The organism is Streptomyces sp. NPDC001787 (assembly GCF_040297465.1).
Classification (GTDB): Bacteria; Actinomycetota; Actinomycetes; order Streptomycetales; family Streptomycetaceae; genus Streptomyces.
Genome location: NZ_JBEOZE010000025.1, coordinates 123,774 through 137,360 on the forward strand (window position 1 = coordinate 123,774; position 13,587 = coordinate 137,360).

The following is a 13,587-nucleotide window of genomic DNA, read 5'->3' on the forward strand; positions in this document are numbered from 1 at the left end:
CGGTCACCGGTCGACGCCTCCCATCACGGGGTCGATGGACGCGACGGCGACGATGACATCGGCGACCTGGCCGCCCTCGCACATCGCCGCCATGGCTTGCAGGTTGGTGAAGGACGGGTCGCGGAAGTGGACCCGGTAGGGGCGGGTGCCGCCGTCCGAGACGACATGCACACCGAGTTCACCCTTGGGCGACTCGACCGCGGTGTACGCCTGCCCGGCCGGGACCCGGAAGCCCTCGGTCACCAGCTTGAAGTGGTGGATCAGGGCCTCCATGGAGGTGCCCATGATCTTCTTGATGTGGTCGAGCGAGTTGCCGAGTCCGTCCGGCCCGAGCGCGAGCTGCGCGGGCCAGGCGATCTTCTTGTCGGCGACCATGACCGGGCCCGGCTCCAGCCGGTCCAGGCACTGCTCGACGATCCTGAGCGACTGCCGCATCTCCTCCAGGCGGATGAGGAAGCGGCCGTAGGAGTCGCAGGTGTCCGCGGTGGGCACGTCGAACTCGTAGTTCTCGTAGCCGCAGTACGGGTCGGTCTTGCGCAGGTCGTGCGGGAGCCCGGCGGAGCGCAGCACCGGCCCGGTGGCGCCGAGCGCCATGCAGCCGGCCAGGTCGAGGTAGCCGACGTCCTGCATACGGGCCTTGAAGATGGGGTTGCCGGTGGCGAGCTTGTCGTACTCCGGCAGGTTCTTCTTCATGGTCTTGATGAACGCGCGCAGGTGGTCGACCGCGCCCGGGGGCAGGTCCTGGGCGAGTCCGCCGGGACGGACGAACGCGTGGTTCATCCGGAGGCCGGTGATCAGCTCGAAGAGATCGAGAACCAGTTCACGATCGCGGAAGCCGTAGATCATGATCGTGGTGGCACCGAGCTCCATGCCGCCGGTCGCGATGCAGACCAGGTGCGAGGAGAGGCGGTTGAGCTCCATCAGCAGGACGCGCAGGACCGTGGCCCGGTCGGGGATCTGGTCCTCGATGCCGAGCAGCTTCTCGACGCCGAGGCAGTACGCCGTCTCGTTGAAGAACGGCGTCAGATAGTCCATGCGCGTGACGAACGTGGTGCCCTGGGTCCAGTTCCGGAATTCGAGGTTCTTCTCGATGCCGGTGTGGAGGTAGCCGATGCCGCAGCGGGCTTCGGTGACGGTCTCGCCGTCGATCTCCAGGATCAGCCGCAGCACGCCGTGCGTGGACGGGTGCTGGGGGCCCATGTTGACGATGATGCGCTCGTCGTCGGACTTGACGGCCGACTCGACGACTTCGTCCCAGTCTCCGCCGGTGACTGTATATACAGTCCCCTCGGTCGTGGCACGGGGCGTTGCGTGGGGAGTGGTCATCAGGAGTACGACCTCCGCTGGTCCGGAGCCGGGATCTGGGCGCCCTTGTACTCGACGGGGATGCCGCCGAGCGGGTAGTCCTTGCGCTGCGGGAAGCCCTGCCAGTCGTCCGGCATCATGATCCGGGTGAGGGCGGGATGCCCGTCGAAGACGAGCCCGAAGAAGTCGTAGGTCTCGCGCTCGTGCCAGTCGTTGGTCGGGTAGACCTCGACGAGGGACGGGATGTGCGGGTCGCTGTCCGGGGCGGACACCTCCAGCCGGATGAGCCGGCCGTGGGTGAGGGACCGCAGGTGGTAGACGGCGTGCAGTTCGCGGCCCTTGTCACCGAGGAAGTGGACGCCGCTGACTCCCGTACAGAGCTCGAAGCGCAGCGCGGGGTCGTCGCGCAGGGTGCGGGCGACCTGGAGCAGATGCTCGCGGGCGATGTGGAAGGTGAGTTCCGCGCGGTCGACGACGGTCTTCTCGATGGCGTTCTCGGGAAGCAGTCCCTGTTCGTCCAGGGCGCCTTCGAGTTCGTCGGCCACCTCGTCGAACCAGCCGCCGTACGGGCGCGAGGAGGCGCCGGGCAGGGCCACGGTACGGACGAGGCCGCCGTAGCCGGAGGTGTCGCCGCCGTTGTTCGCGCCGAACATGCCCTTGCGTACGCGGATGACCTCGGCCTGCTCGCGGGGTGCGGGGACGCCGTTGCCGTTGGCGCCGTTCTGGTCGTCGGTCACCGCAGCAGCCCCTTCATCTCGATCAGGGGGAGCGCCTTGAGCGCCGCCTCCTCCGCCTCGCGGGCGGCCTCCTCCGCGTTGACCCCGAGCTTGGAGCCCTGGATCTTCTGGTGGAGCTTGAGAATGGCGTCGATCAGCATCTCGGGGCGCGGCGGGCACCCCGGCAAATAGATATCAACCGGAACAATGTGGTCAACACCCTGAACAATGGCGTAATTGTTGAACATCCCGCCCGATGATGCGCAAACCCCCATGGAGATCACCCACTTCGGGTTGGGCATCTGGTCGTAGACCTGCCGCAGGACGGGCGCCATCTTCTGGCTGACCCGTCCCGCGACGATCATCAGATCCGCCTGCCGCGGCGATCCGCGGAAGACCTCCATCCCGAACCGGGCCAGGTCGTAACGGCCCGCGCCGGTCGTCATCATCTCGATGGCGCAGCAGGCGAGGCCGAAGGTGGCCGGGAAGACGGAGGACTTCCGCACCCAGCCGGCGGCCTGCTCGACAGTGGTCAGCACAAAGCCGCTAGGCAGCTTCTCTTCGAGTCCCATGGTGTGCCCCTCAGCCCCTCAGTCCCATTCCAGGCCGCCGCGCCGCCACACATACGCGTAGGCGACGAAGACGGTGAGCACGAAGAGCAGCATCTCCACGAGCCCGAAGATCCCCAGGGCGTCGAAGGTGACCGCCCAGGGATAGAGGAAGACGATCTCGATGTCGAAGACGATGAAAAGCATCGCCGTCAGGTAGTACTTGATCGGGAAGCGGCCGCCTCCGGCGGGAGTCGGGGTGGGTTCGATACCGCACTCGTACGCTTCGAGCCGTGCTCGGTTGTACCGCTTGGGGCCGATAAGCGTGGCCATGACCACGGAGAAGATCGCAAACCCTGCCCCGAGGGCGCCGAGCACGAGGATGGGCGCGTAGGCATTCACGCTCCTCGCTCCTTCCAGTCGTCCTTGACCGTTGGACCGCATCGGGCGACCGGCTCGCCACCTCACCAAGATCGTGCACATGTGAGGCAGTTCACAAGCCCGACTGCCCCGCATCCTATGCCCGCCATCCTGTGATCTGCGACACGGGGTACAACAACGCCTTTGTGATCTCCACCACCTGACGAAGGATCATGAAGTCGGATGAGCGGTGATCTTCGTACGCGAAGCGGCCGAGTGATCACGAGACGTGACATTCAGCGGTGTTACCCCTGGTCAAAGGGGTGTCGCGCTATCAATCGACGGCACGTACAAGCAAATTGGCGATGGACAGAACCAGGTGATATAGGAATCGCGCCTCCCCGGCACTCACCCGGAAGAGGGGGGACGGGGAGCGATGTGGACATGTGCACGCATTCACGATCTTCCGGACGGAGCCGCCGAGGGTCCGGCGAGAGGTTCCGGCGAGGGTGCGCCCGAGGGTCGGCGCGCCCCGCGGACGAACGTCGGCACCCGTCGCACCGAACGGACATGACGCCCCAATAGGTCATCTCGCCCCACGGCCCGAATCCGGCCGCACCCGCACCCGCGACCCATGCGCGCAGTTGCCCGCCGAGGCCGATTCACGCTGTGACCTGCGCCACTCCACCCCCGCTTCAGCGAAAGCGGGCTTGGCCAACGGTGTGAACGGATGGTAAGCGCCGGGCAATTCGGGCGTATTGCCGAAAGTCAATGATCACAGCCCTGATCAGGCGTGCCCGGTTTGCCCGTTACGGCGTCAATAAAGGCTCTCAGAAAGCGGATTCACAGATTCCGAACGTAACTGTGTCGCAACACACGTTTCTTGATGGGACCCCTACAGCCCTGATAGCGCTAGTACTCATGTCCCTCACCGCTCACATACCCAGCCACCGGAAGCCCCGCCAGAGTGCCTCGAAGACGGCACTGCGGGCCGGAGTTGCCGGTGGCGTCCTCAGCACCATCGCGGTCGCAGGCGCCGCCGGTCCGGCCCAGGCCGAGCCGGTGACCCAGACCATCGAGATGCCCACCATCACCTCGGGGCTCTCCACCACCGTCGCCGCTTCCGCACAGGCCACGCAGCAGGTCGCCCTCGACCTCGAAACGCAGGCCAACGAGGACGCCGCGGCCGAGAGCGCCGCGAAGAAGGCCAAGAAGGCCAAGGCCGAGGCAGTCCGCAAGGCGGAGGCCGAGAAGAAGGCCGAGGCAGCCGCCAAGAAGAAGGCGGAGGCCGCCGAGCGCGCGTCCCGCACCTCCGTGCGCACGACGCTCAGCGCCTCCTCCGGCGGCTCGGGCTCCTCCGCGTCCTCCTACTCGGCCTCGTACTCCTCGTCGAACGCCACGGGCTCCGCGGCGGCCGTCGTCGCGTTCGCCAAGGCGCAGGTCGGCGACGCGTACGTGCCCGGCGGCACCGGCCCCAACTCGTGGGACTGCTCCGGCCTCGTCCAGGCCGCGTTCCGCACGGTCGGCGTCGACCTGCCGCGCGTCTCGCAGGCCCAGTCGACCTTCGGCACCCAGGTCTCCCTGAACAACCTTCAGCCGGGCGACATCCTGTACTGGGGCAGCGCGGGCAGCGCCTACCACGTCGCGGTCTACATCGGCGGCGGCCAGTTCGTCGGCGCGCAGAACTCCAACACGGGTACCGTGCAGCGCTCCCTGGACTACGACCGGCCGACCGGCGCGGTCCGCGTTCTCTGATTCACAAGCGTCCCGGTCCCACCCCACCGGGCGCCGCTGAACACGGCTGAGGGCCGTCACTCCCCCGCTCGGGAGTGACGGCCCTCAGCCATGCCCGGGGCCCTGCCCGTCGCCGGGGCTCATTCCCCGTGCAGCGACCTGTCCGCCGGCCCCGTCGTGAAGCCCGTGAAGCGGACCTCCAGTCCCTCGCGCTGCGGCGAGCAGCAGAACGGACCGGCCAGCGCGACCGCATCCGGGTCCAGCGGGGCCAGCCTGACCATCCGCCAGGGCCCGTCCTCGCACCGCGCGCGCACGGTGAGGGCGTCGCCGGCACGGCTGGCCCGTACGGTCACCCCTCGCCCGGCCCACTCCGGGACCGGCGCCATCGACCAGTCCGACACCTCGCGCGTGACCACGGCCCCCAGATGCGGAACGCCGTCGGTCAGTTCGATGCCGGCCTTGATCCAGTTCCGTTCGTCCACCCGGACCATGACCCCTGCCTGGTCGTACAGGGTGTCGAAGTCCGCCACGAACGTCACCTCGACCGCCGAACCGCCGGGCAGCGGGGTCAGGAGCGCGTGCCCGTCGTCGTGCACGAAGCCGTAGCTGGTGGTGCGCCAGAAGTCCCCTCGGTCCCGGGTGGTCACGAGCAGGTCCGCGCCCCGGGCCACCGAGGCCCGCGGCGGGTTGAGCCAGGTGGCCCGCGACCGGTCGACCGTCCGCTGTCCGTCCATCGGCGTCTCCTTGATCCTCGGCCTTTGATCGTACGAGGCCGGGCCGCACCCGCATTCCGGTGGGCGCGGCCCCGCTCGGATCGTCGGACACCCCGGTCCGGAGCCCTTGCCCCGGAGCCGCCCGCAGCCCGTGCCCGTAACCCCGCAGCAGCGGTTCCGCACACAAAAAAGCCCCGGATGAATTGGCGTCCGGGGCCGGTTCCTGCGTATATTCAATTCTTCATGTCTTCGCGAGGAAAGACATGAAAAGAAGTCTTCTTCCAGAAGCATATCGCGCCAGGAGTGGAATTGTCAACCGAGGAAATGCGGCAGGAACAGCAATTCATCACCGACCTCTATGCCCGGCTCGATCAGCTCAGGGAGCAGGCCGAGGCGTCGGTGCGCGACGCGCTGGTGCAGGTCGGGACCGGTCTTCAGGCCCGGCTTGAGCGGGATGTGCTGGTGGCGGAGCAGTCCGGGCTGCTCAGTGCGATCCGCTCGGGAGAGAATGGGCTCTGTTTCGGGCGCATCGACTTCCGGGACGGCCGGACGCATCACATCGGACGTATCGGAATTCGGCAGGACGATACGTCCCGTACGCCTCTGGTGATCGACTGGCGGGCGGACGTGGCGCGTCCCTTCTATCTGGCCACCGGCCATTCCCCGATGGGCCTGCGGCGAAGGCGCCACATCACCACCGAGGGGCGCACCGTCACCGCGCTCCACGACGAACTGATGGACCTCGCGGACCCGACCCGCACCGGCCATGAGGGCACGGACGCCGACGAGGTCCTGCTCGCCGCGCTCGACGCGGCCCGCACGGGACGGATGCACGACATCGTCCGGACCATCCAGGCGGAGCAGGACCGCATCATCCGGGCACCCCACAAGGGCGTCATGGTCGTCGAGGGCGGCCCCGGCACCGGAAAGACGGTCGTCGCGCTGCACCGGGCGGCGTTCCTGCTGTACGAGTACCGGGAACTGCTGGCCCGCCGCGCCGTACTGATCGTCGGCCCGAACCCGGCCTTCCTGAGCTACATCGGCGACGTACTGCCGTCCCTGGGCGAGACCGGCGTACTGCTGGCCACCCTCGGTGAGCTCTTCCCCGGGGTGCGCGCCACCGGCACCGACAGCCCGGCCGCCGCCGAGGTCAAGGGAAGCGCCGCGATGGCCGACGTGCTGGCGCAGGCCCTGCGGGACCGGCAGACCGTGCCCGAGCGGGCGACGGAGATCGTCCACGACGGCTACGGGACGCTCCAGCTGGACCGGGCCATGGCCGAGGACGCCCGCTGGCGGGCGCGCGAGAGCGGACTGCCGCACAACCTGGCCAGGCCCGTCTTCGCGTTCCACATCATCGACGCGCTCACCGCGCAGCTGACCGAGCGGATCGGTGCCGACCCGTTCGGCGGGCCCAATCTCCTGGGCCCGGACGACATCGCCCAGATGGGCAAGGAGATCGCGATGAGCCGGGAGGTGCACGCGGCCGTCGACGAGCTGTGGCCCCAGCTCACCCCGCAGGAGTTCCTCGCGGACTTCCTCGCGGAGCCGGTCCACCTCGACGACGGACCGGCCGGGCTGATCCGGCGGCAGGGCGGTGAGTGGACCGAGGCCGACGTACCGCTCCTGGACGAGGCCGCCGAGCTGCTGGGCGAGGACGACAGCGCGGCCCGTGCGGCGGCCGAGGCCGAGCGCCAGGAGCGGATCGCCTACGCACAGGGCGTACTGGAGCTGTCCGCCGGCTCGGAGACGTACGAGTTCGAGGACGAGGAGTCCGAGGTCCTCGCGGCACACAACATCATCGACGCCGAACGGATGGCCGAACGGCACGAGGAGGCCGACCTCCGCAGCGCGGCCGAGCGGGCGGCGGCGGACCGGACCTGGGCCTTCGGCCACATCGTGGTCGACGAGGCCCAGGAACTCTCCGCGATGGCCTGGCGGCTGCTGATGCGGCGCATTCCCACGCGTTCCATGACGCTCGTCGGCGACCCGGCGCAGACCGCCGAAGCGGCGGGTCTCGGCTCCTGGGAACGCATCCTGGAGCCGTACGTCGGTGACCGCTGGGAGCACGTACGGCTCGGGGTCAACTACCGTACGCCCGCCGAGATCATGGAGGTCGCGGCCGGGTTCCTGCGGTCGCACGACCCGTCGTTCGAGCCGCCCGGATCGGTGCGGTCCACCGGGGTGCGGCCCTGGTCGCTGCGGGTCTCCGCGGACGGCCTCGCCGCAGCGGTGGCGCGGGAGGCCGCGGCGGCCCGCGACGGCGGCAGGGTCGCGGTCGTCGCCCCCGCGGCACTGCACACCTCACTCCTCGCGGAGCTGCCGGACGCGGGCCACGGCCCCGCACCCGACCTCACCCGGGACGTGGTGCTGCTGAACGCGCGGCAGGCGAAGGGGCTGGAGTTCGACACGGTGCTGGTCGTGGAACCGGCCGCGTACGGAGTGAGCGACCTGTACGTCGCGCTGACCCGAGCCACCCAGCGCCTCGGGGTACTGCACACCGTCGATCTACCCGAGGCGCTCGGCGGACTGGAGGAGGCGGGGGCCGCGGGGGCTGCCGACGCTCCGGCCTGCTGACAGCCCCCGGCGGGTCACTCCGGCAGCCGGTCCATCAGCCAGGTGCACAGCTCCTCGGTGATGGCGGTGTGTCCCGTGGTCTCCGAGGAGCACACGTAGTCGTCGAGCTCGCTCTCCTCCGGAGACAGCTCGTCGATGTTCGCGTACAGATCCGCCGGCTGGTCGATGTCACGGACGGCCACCGCGCTGACGGAGGGGACGAAGCAGACGTCCGGGTGGTTCAGCTCCACGGTGGCGCCGAACTTCTTCAGCATGTTGCCGAGGATGCCGTAGGAATTCAGCGAGCCGCCCGGTGCTCCGTCGAGCGCCGGGAAGCCGCTGGTCGTGATCGTCTTCTCGGCCTTGGGGAAGAGGCGCTTCAGCTCCGCGACGACCACCTCGTGGCCCTCGGCCTGGGTGAAGAACGTGGTGCCGGGGTAGACCAGCTTCCCGGTGCTCGCCAGGGCCACCTGGCCGGGCGGGACATCGAGGCCCGTGCCGTCACCCCGGCCGTTGGCGACGGCGACCTTGAGCGGGGTCATCGGCCACCCGCCGACCTCCCGGAGCGCCTCCAGGAACTTCTCGCGCTCCGGGTCGATCCGGACCGTGCCGTCCTCGTTGTTGTAGTGGCGCCACAGCATCTGCCGCGCGGCCGAACTGTTCATCTGCCGGGCGAAGTTGTTGGCGACCGGGATGAAGTGCGAGAACGCCTGGAGCCCGATCGGGATGACAGCACCGCGGTGAGGACTGTCGTAGGAGAAGTAGAGCCGCGTGCGGTGGTCCATGCGCTGGTATTCCATTTTGGCGAGCGCGTAGCGGGTGACGATCCCGCCCATGCTGAAGCCGCCCACGGTCAGGGGGGCATCGCCCAGCTGCTCGGCACTCGTCCGGAGGACGGCCGCGATGACCGCCTCGGCGTTCTCCAGGATCGAGGCGCCGCGGTCGTCGTAGCCGAGCAGGATGATGTCCCTGCCCCGCCGCCGCAGTTCGGAGAGGAAGGGGAAGTCCCCGTCCAGGCCCCGGTAGAGCGCGTCGAGGTCGCTCCTGCCCAGGTTGAATCCGTCGGCCATGACCACCGGCCGCACGATGCCCCTGTTGCCCTCGCCGTAGTAGACGCGGGCGAAGCCGTGGGGCAGGTCCCATTCCTCGTCCGGCCGCGGAACCTCCGCCTCGGCCGTACGCGCGGCACCCGGTGAACCGGCGAGAGTGAACTCGCCGATGCTCTGCTCCGCCGTCTCGCCCTGCTGTCCGGACAAAGTGTCGCTCCTCGTTCTGCGCCCATGCCGCAGCGGCCCGAAGGACTCGGGCTCGATGACCGCGGAGGGGGTGGGTACCGGCACATCATGGCCGGACGCGCGGCGGCCGGATCGCCGATCGGGCCGCCAAGTCATCCATGCGGGTGGGATCACGCCCTGGTGTGTTTACCCCGTCGGGGAGTGGGTCCGGCGCGTCCGTTCCGGCCGGGATGTCCCCCGTACCGCCCGGACCATCCCCGGCGCGGTGCCCGCACGGTGGGGCCACGGGCGGGGCCGGTGGACACGGATCGGGGCCGGCCCGGGGACGCGTTTCCGGTGCATCACGATCACGCCATTGCCCCGTCCCCTTCCCCGTCGCCCCGTCCCCTTCCGCGTCCCTTGTCCCCTTCCCCCGTCACGTCTCCCGTTCGACGAGGACGAACCAGACCGTCTTCGCGTGCGGCGAACTCCCGCCGTGCGTCGTGGTCCCCCACCGCCCGGCCAGACTGTCCACGATGAGCAGCCCCCGCCCGTGCTCCGCGTGCGGATCTCCACCAGGCGCCTGCGACTGCGGCCCGGTGCCGGGCAGCGGTCCGGGCTTCAGCGGCGGTCCGGGCTCGTCGTCGGTGACGTAGACGAGAACCTGATGCCGGTTCACCGTCACGTCCACACGGATGCGTACCGACCGCGTGTGGGAGTGCGCGTTGGACACCACCTCGCTCACGCACAACCGGCCGTCGTCCATGAGCGCGGGGTGCGCGCTGTTGCGCAGCACGGTCCCCAGGAAGTCCCGCGCGATCCGGGGTGCGGTGGGGGCGTTCGGCACGACGAGCCGGTAACGCTCGCCGCGTTGGGGGAGGTACGGGGCGGGTGGAGGCGAAGCGGTTACGGAGGTCATGACGCGGTCTCCCTACGTGAGTGGGTCTCCGATGCGGCGACTCGTCCCGGCGATCCGTGGCATTGGCCGACCCGAGACGACGTCAACTCGCCCGTGGGTGACTGCACTTCGGCGCACAGAGCGAGCTGTCCGACTGAACGGGACGCTAGGGCACAACAATGGGACGGCGCAACAGTGGGACGGCCGTAGCACCCATACGGGTGGACCAGTGACACAGTTGGGCGGCACACTCGTACCGCACGAAGGGGAGGCCGATGCCGCCAAGGAGCTATCCGACCGCCAGGCAGAAGCGGTTGGGCGCGGAGCTTCGCAAGTTGCGCGAGCGCGCCGGCATGTCCGGGAGTGAGGCCGCCGCATTCCTGGGCGGCGAACGCGCCCAGATCAGCCACATCGAATCCGGTCGCTACGGCGTGAGCGACCAACGGGTCCGTCGGCTCGCCGCGCATTACTCGGCCGGCGACAAGCACTTGGTCGACGCACTGGCGAGCATGGCCGAGGAACGCACCAAGGGGTGGTGGGACGACTATCGCGGGATACTCTCACCGGGCTTTCTGGATCTGGCCGAACTGGAGCATCGCGCAACATACATCCGCGCCATTCGGATGCTGAACATCCCAGGGGTGTTCCAGACCGAGGCGTACGCGAGGGACCTGATCCGCAGTGGGGTCTCCCACCTCCCGGCGGCAGAATTGAACGCCCGCGTCGAACACCGGACACGGCGGCGCGACATCTTCGACCGCCCCGTGCCCACCCCGTTCGAAGCGTTCATCCATGAGGCGGCCCTGCGCATGCGCTACTGCGACGCCGACGCGATGCGGGAGCAACTCGACTTCCTGCACACGGTGTCCACCTGGCCCTCTGTCACCATCCGCGTCATCCCGTTCACCGCACAGATCACAGGTTCAGTGCATTCGATGCTGTACGCCGGAGCCAGCATCACGGCGCTCGACACCGTACAGATCGACAGCGCCTTCGACGCCGGATTCCTGGATGCCGAAGCCCAGCTTGCCAGGTATCGAGAGCTCCTTGATTCCATCGAGTCGATCTCCCTCGGTTCGGAGGAGTCCGCCCAATTCATCCAACACATCGCACAGGAAATGTGAGCCAAGCGACATGACCGATGCAATCAACTGGCAGAAGTCCTCATTCTCGGGAGCAGACAACAATCAGGACTGTATCGAGCTGGCCCCCGTCGACGGCGGGATCAGAATGCGCGAGAGCGATGATCCCGACGTGGTCGTCACGACGAGCGTCGCCAAGCTCCGCGCCTTCGTCCTGGGCGTCAAGGCAGGCGAGTTCGACCACCTGATCTGACCAACTACCGCGAACGCCCTCCGCCCGAACCGGCAGGTGGAGGGCGTTCGACATGATGCGGCACAACTTAGGGACGTCCCACTGTTGCACCCAGCGATTCGTAGCGCTACCGTCACCGTGCGTCGCCAACACGGCCGGGTTCACCACTGAGCCTCACCGGCCGGCAACGTAACCACGCCTGCCCGCACGCACGTTGAGGGCGGCGCACCCAAGCCGCCCCCGCCCCGCTGTTCGTCACACAACCCCGGGGCGGGGGCTCCGGCACCGCACCGCACCACCACCACACGCTGCGATCGGACGGTCGACCATGCGTACGTCACCCCACACCCCACCCATCGACGCCCGCGTCGAATACGGCCTCCGGCTCGAAGTGCTCCGGTACGGGCCCGAGACCGGCTTCGCACCCCAACCGGTCGACCTCCGCGTCCTGACCACCCCCCGCGATGCCATCCGCGTGATCCGCGTCCAGCTCCGGGCGAGCCACGTCCTGGGGCTGACGCCGCACGAGGCGACACGGGCCCAGTACTGGGCCGACCGGGGCGGCTGGGTTCAGGCGCTCGGCGCACTCCATCGCGGCGAGCCCTGCGGGTTCGTTCTGCGGCCGAGCGAGGGGCGCCACATCGAGTGGACCGTACGCCCGCTGCGCCACCTGGAAAAACCGGTGGAACAGCTTCGTTGAGCGCCACTACCGTGCTGCCCGAACCACGTCGTCCAGGCAAGGGCATGCCGTTGTACACCCTTTGAGACCTCCCGAGCGATGAATCGTCGCGCGTCGCACCTCTGCGCCGCGCTCCTTTTTGCTGCGGATTTCTCACTGGAACCGGTGTACTTCTGTGCTCAAAATCTGGGTGGTCATACCCACCTGCCTGCCGCTCGTCCTCCGCCGTTGCCACGCCTGCGGGTCCGAGCGCTTCCGGGCGAACGGCAAGTTTCGCGTGAACGCGAACCACAAGCTCATCGACGCCTGGCTCCTCGCGCTCTGTACGGGCTGCGGGGAAACCACAAAGCTCACGGTCCTGGAGCGGATGAACGTGCGCTCCGTACGGCCCGAGCTGCTGGACCGGCTGCACGGCAACGACCCCGGCCTGGCAGCCGAACTGCTCCAGGATCCGGTCGTGCGGCACCGCAATCGCATCGCCCTCGACTGGGACAGCGCCTGGCGGCTCGACACCGGCGGACCGGATCACCCGGACCACGAGGTGATCGACGTCTCGGTCCGCTTCGCGGCCCGGATCCCGCTCCGGCCGGCGCGGCTGATCGCTGAAGGCTGCGGCCTTTCGCGGGCCGAGGTCGAACGGTTGATCATGGAGGGGAAGCTCGTTTCTGCGGTCCGGCTGAGCGGCAAGCTCTCCGGCGACTTCACCTTCACGCTCAAGCGCTGAGCCCCGCCCGCGACCAGGGGCCTGTCCGGCACGATGCGCCGGGCGGGCCGCCCTGGACCACTGGACGAACTCGGCGACCGGCGATCAGTTCTGTCCCTGTCGCACGGATCCGGGCCGCGCCCTCATCACCCACATGTACCCGGCCAGACCTACTGCTCCGCGCACCACGGCGTCAGCCCACGCTGTCAGGATGCCGCTGCCCCCGGCGTTCCACCCCAGGCTCCACAGGAGGAGCAGACTCAGTGCGCTTGCCACGAGGACCGCGCTCCCGTACTTGACCGGCGTCGTGCCGTTCCTTCCCAGCCAGGCCCCCAGAATCCCCGCCGGGATCTGCACCATCACATGGAAGCTCGCACAGGCCAGCGGCACAGCGATGAGGAGGGCGAAGGGGGCATCCGCGGTGGGATCGCCCGGCGGGGTCGCGTAGCCGGCGTCCAGCATCCACATCGGAGGTACCAAGAACGTGAGCAGGAGTACGGCTCCGCTCAGATGCATAGCGGCAAGGTGCCGCAGTGCGGAATGCGAAGCCCCGGCGTTTCGTACCCCGACAGTCGGACCATCGGTTCGCTCGCCCATGTTCCTCTCCCACCGCCGTATGCAGGCGTAGGCCATGGTAATCAGGCGCTTGACCCGTCCGCGCACGGCGTCGCGCGTCCCGCACGGGAGTCGTCATGATCCGCGGACGGGCCCCGGGCCGGTACGCGTGAGCCTGTCCGAGTCGGCTGCCCCGTCCTGGTCAGCCGCCCTGGCCGGCGCTGCCGATGGGGCCGACCGTCACCGGGGAGCCGGAGCCGTCGGTGACGGGGAGCGTGGGGGCGCCGGGCCAGTC

The 13,587-nt window shown here is 68.8% G+C and carries 14 protein-coding genes and 1 pseudogene; 6 read left to right on the forward strand and 9 right to left on the reverse strand.

All coding sequences use genetic code 11. From position 1 onward, the window contains the following. Positions 1–3: 3 nt before the first annotated feature. Genes ABT170_RS29370 through ABT170_RS29385 form a run of 4 tightly spaced genes read right to left on the reverse strand, consistent with a single transcriptional unit; the run spans position 4 to position 2,971 of the window. Entirely contained in the window at positions 4–1,326 is a 1,323-nt protein-coding gene (locus ABT170_RS29370; protein WP_329940739.1) for an NADH-quinone oxidoreductase subunit D, read from the reverse strand. Beyond that, positions 1,326–2,042 carry an NADH-quinone oxidoreductase subunit C gene (locus ABT170_RS29375; protein ID WP_329940738.1) on the reverse strand — a complete coding sequence of 239 codons (717 nt, stop codon included), beginning with the start codon at positions 2,040–2,042 and terminating at the stop codon, positions 1,326–1,328. Before ABT170_RS29375 ends, ABT170_RS29370 begins: the two co-directional genes overlap by 1 nt. Next, positions 2,039–2,593 carry a NuoB/complex I 20 kDa subunit family protein gene (locus tag ABT170_RS29380; protein WP_073718467.1) on the reverse strand — a complete coding sequence of 185 codons (555 nt, stop codon included), beginning with the start codon at positions 2,591–2,593 and terminating at the stop codon, positions 2,039–2,041. The genes ABT170_RS29375 and ABT170_RS29380 overlap by 4 nt, the downstream gene beginning before the upstream one ends. 18 nt (positions 2,594–2,611) lie before the next feature. After that, on the reverse strand, positions 2,612–2,971 hold the full coding sequence (locus tag ABT170_RS29385; RefSeq protein ID WP_030420561.1) for an NADH-quinone oxidoreductase subunit A: 360 nt from the start codon (positions 2,969–2,971) through the stop codon (positions 2,612–2,614). Positions 2,972–3,850: 879 nt separating this feature from the next. Here ABT170_RS29385 and ABT170_RS29390 point away from each other — a divergent pair. Then, positions 3,851–4,684 carry a C40 family peptidase gene (locus ABT170_RS29390; RefSeq protein ID WP_351872341.1) on the forward strand — a complete coding sequence of 278 codons (834 nt, stop codon included), beginning with the start codon at positions 3,851–3,853 and terminating at the stop codon, positions 4,682–4,684. Positions 4,685–4,803: 119 nt separating this feature from the next. On the opposite strand, the gene ABT170_RS29395 is transcribed toward ABT170_RS29390, so the two are convergent. Further along, the gene (locus ABT170_RS29395) at positions 4,804–5,397 is read right to left on the reverse strand and encodes a DUF1349 domain-containing protein (RefSeq protein ID WP_351872344.1); all 594 of its coding nucleotides are present in this window, start codon (positions 5,395–5,397) and stop codon (positions 4,804–4,806) included. A 303-nt stretch (positions 5,398–5,700) separates the two neighbouring features. Here ABT170_RS29395 and ABT170_RS29400 point away from each other — a divergent pair, with 303 nt between their 5' ends. Then, positions 5,701–7,950: a HelD family protein gene (locus ABT170_RS29400; protein WP_351872375.1), complete on the forward strand. Its 2,250-nt coding sequence runs from the start codon at positions 5,701–5,703 to the stop codon at positions 7,948–7,950. 14 nt (positions 7,951–7,964) lie between these two features. Here ABT170_RS29400 and ABT170_RS29405 read toward each other — a convergent pair whose 3' ends face one another. Then, positions 7,965–9,185, reverse strand: a complete 1,221-nt coding sequence (locus ABT170_RS29405; RefSeq protein WP_351872347.1) for an esterase/lipase family protein — start codon at positions 9,183–9,185, stop codon at positions 7,965–7,967. A 394-nt stretch (positions 9,186–9,579) separates the two neighbouring features. Next, on the reverse strand, positions 9,580–10,062 hold the full coding sequence (locus ABT170_RS29410) for an ATP-binding protein (protein WP_351872350.1): 483 nt from the start codon (positions 10,060–10,062) through the stop codon (positions 9,580–9,582). Positions 10,063–10,316: 254 nt separating this feature from the next. On the opposite strand from ABT170_RS29410, the gene ABT170_RS29415 reads away from it, so the two are divergent. The 4 genes from ABT170_RS29415 (at position 10,317) to ABT170_RS29430 (ending at position 12,758) form a co-directional block, all read left to right on the forward strand. Next, positions 10,317–11,165 (forward strand): helix-turn-helix domain-containing protein, encoded by an 849-nt coding sequence (locus ABT170_RS29415; RefSeq protein WP_351872353.1) that lies wholly within the window; start codon positions 10,317–10,319, stop codon positions 11,163–11,165. A gap of 10 nt (positions 11,166–11,175) precedes the next feature. Continuing rightward, positions 11,176–11,376: a DUF397 domain-containing protein gene (locus ABT170_RS29420; protein WP_266931831.1), complete on the forward strand. Its 201-nt coding sequence runs from the start codon at positions 11,176–11,178 to the stop codon at positions 11,374–11,376. 307 nt (positions 11,377–11,683) lie between these two features. Beyond that, complete coding sequence (locus ABT170_RS29425; protein ID WP_351872356.1) at positions 11,684–12,055, forward strand: hypothetical protein; 372 nt, start codon at positions 11,684–11,686, stop codon at positions 12,053–12,055. A gap of 154 nt (positions 12,056–12,209) precedes the next feature. Further along, the gene (locus tag ABT170_RS29430; RefSeq protein ID WP_329940731.1) at positions 12,210–12,758 is read left to right on the forward strand and encodes a DUF1062 domain-containing protein; all 549 of its coding nucleotides are present in this window, start codon (positions 12,210–12,212) and stop codon (positions 12,756–12,758) included. Between the two features lie 84 nt (positions 12,759–12,842). On the opposite strand, the gene ABT170_RS29435 is transcribed toward ABT170_RS29430, so the two are convergent. Both ABT170_RS29435 and ABT170_RS29440 read right to left on the reverse strand, forming a co-directional pair. After that, complete coding sequence (locus ABT170_RS29435; protein ID WP_329940730.1) at positions 12,843–13,253, reverse strand: hypothetical protein; 411 nt, start codon at positions 13,251–13,253, stop codon at positions 12,843–12,845. Between the two features lie 241 nt (positions 13,254–13,494). Further along, positions 13,495–13,587: pseudogene (locus tag ABT170_RS29440) on the reverse strand (DUF4232 domain-containing protein); the annotation flags it as partial.

Excerpts from the sequence above, each read along its gene's own strand:
- ABT170_RS29410 (WP_351872350.1), bottom strand. The coding sequence starts at position 10,062 with ATGACCTCCGTAACCGCTTCGCCTCCACCCGCCCCGTACCTCCCCCAA.
- ABT170_RS29435 (WP_329940730.1), bottom strand. The coding sequence starts at position 13,253 with ATGCATCTGAGCGGAGCCGTACTCCTGCTCACGTTCTTGGTACCTCCG.
- ABT170_RS29370 (WP_329940739.1), bottom strand. The coding sequence starts at position 1,326 with ATGACCACTCCCCACGCAACGCCCCGTGCCACGACCGAGGGGACTGTA.
- ABT170_RS29420 (WP_266931831.1), top strand. The coding sequence starts at position 11,176 with ATGACCGATGCAATCAACTGGCAGAAGTCCTCATTCTCGGGAGCAGAC.
- ABT170_RS29380 (WP_073718467.1), bottom strand. The coding sequence starts at position 2,593 with ATGGGACTCGAAGAGAAGCTGCCTAGCGGCTTTGTGCTGACCACTGTC.
- ABT170_RS29400 (WP_351872375.1), top strand. The coding sequence starts at position 5,701 with ATGCGGCAGGAACAGCAATTCATCACCGACCTCTATGCCCGGCTCGAT.
- ABT170_RS29415 (WP_351872353.1), top strand. The coding sequence starts at position 10,317 with ATGCCGCCAAGGAGCTATCCGACCGCCAGGCAGAAGCGGTTGGGCGCG.
- ABT170_RS29425 (WP_351872356.1), top strand. The coding sequence starts at position 11,684 with ATGCGTACGTCACCCCACACCCCACCCATCGACGCCCGCGTCGAATAC.
- ABT170_RS29390 (WP_351872341.1), top strand. The coding sequence starts at position 3,851 with ATGTCCCTCACCGCTCACATACCCAGCCACCGGAAGCCCCGCCAGAGT.
- ABT170_RS29395 (WP_351872344.1), bottom strand. The coding sequence starts at position 5,397 with ATGGACGGACAGCGGACGGTCGACCGGTCGCGGGCCACCTGGCTCAAC.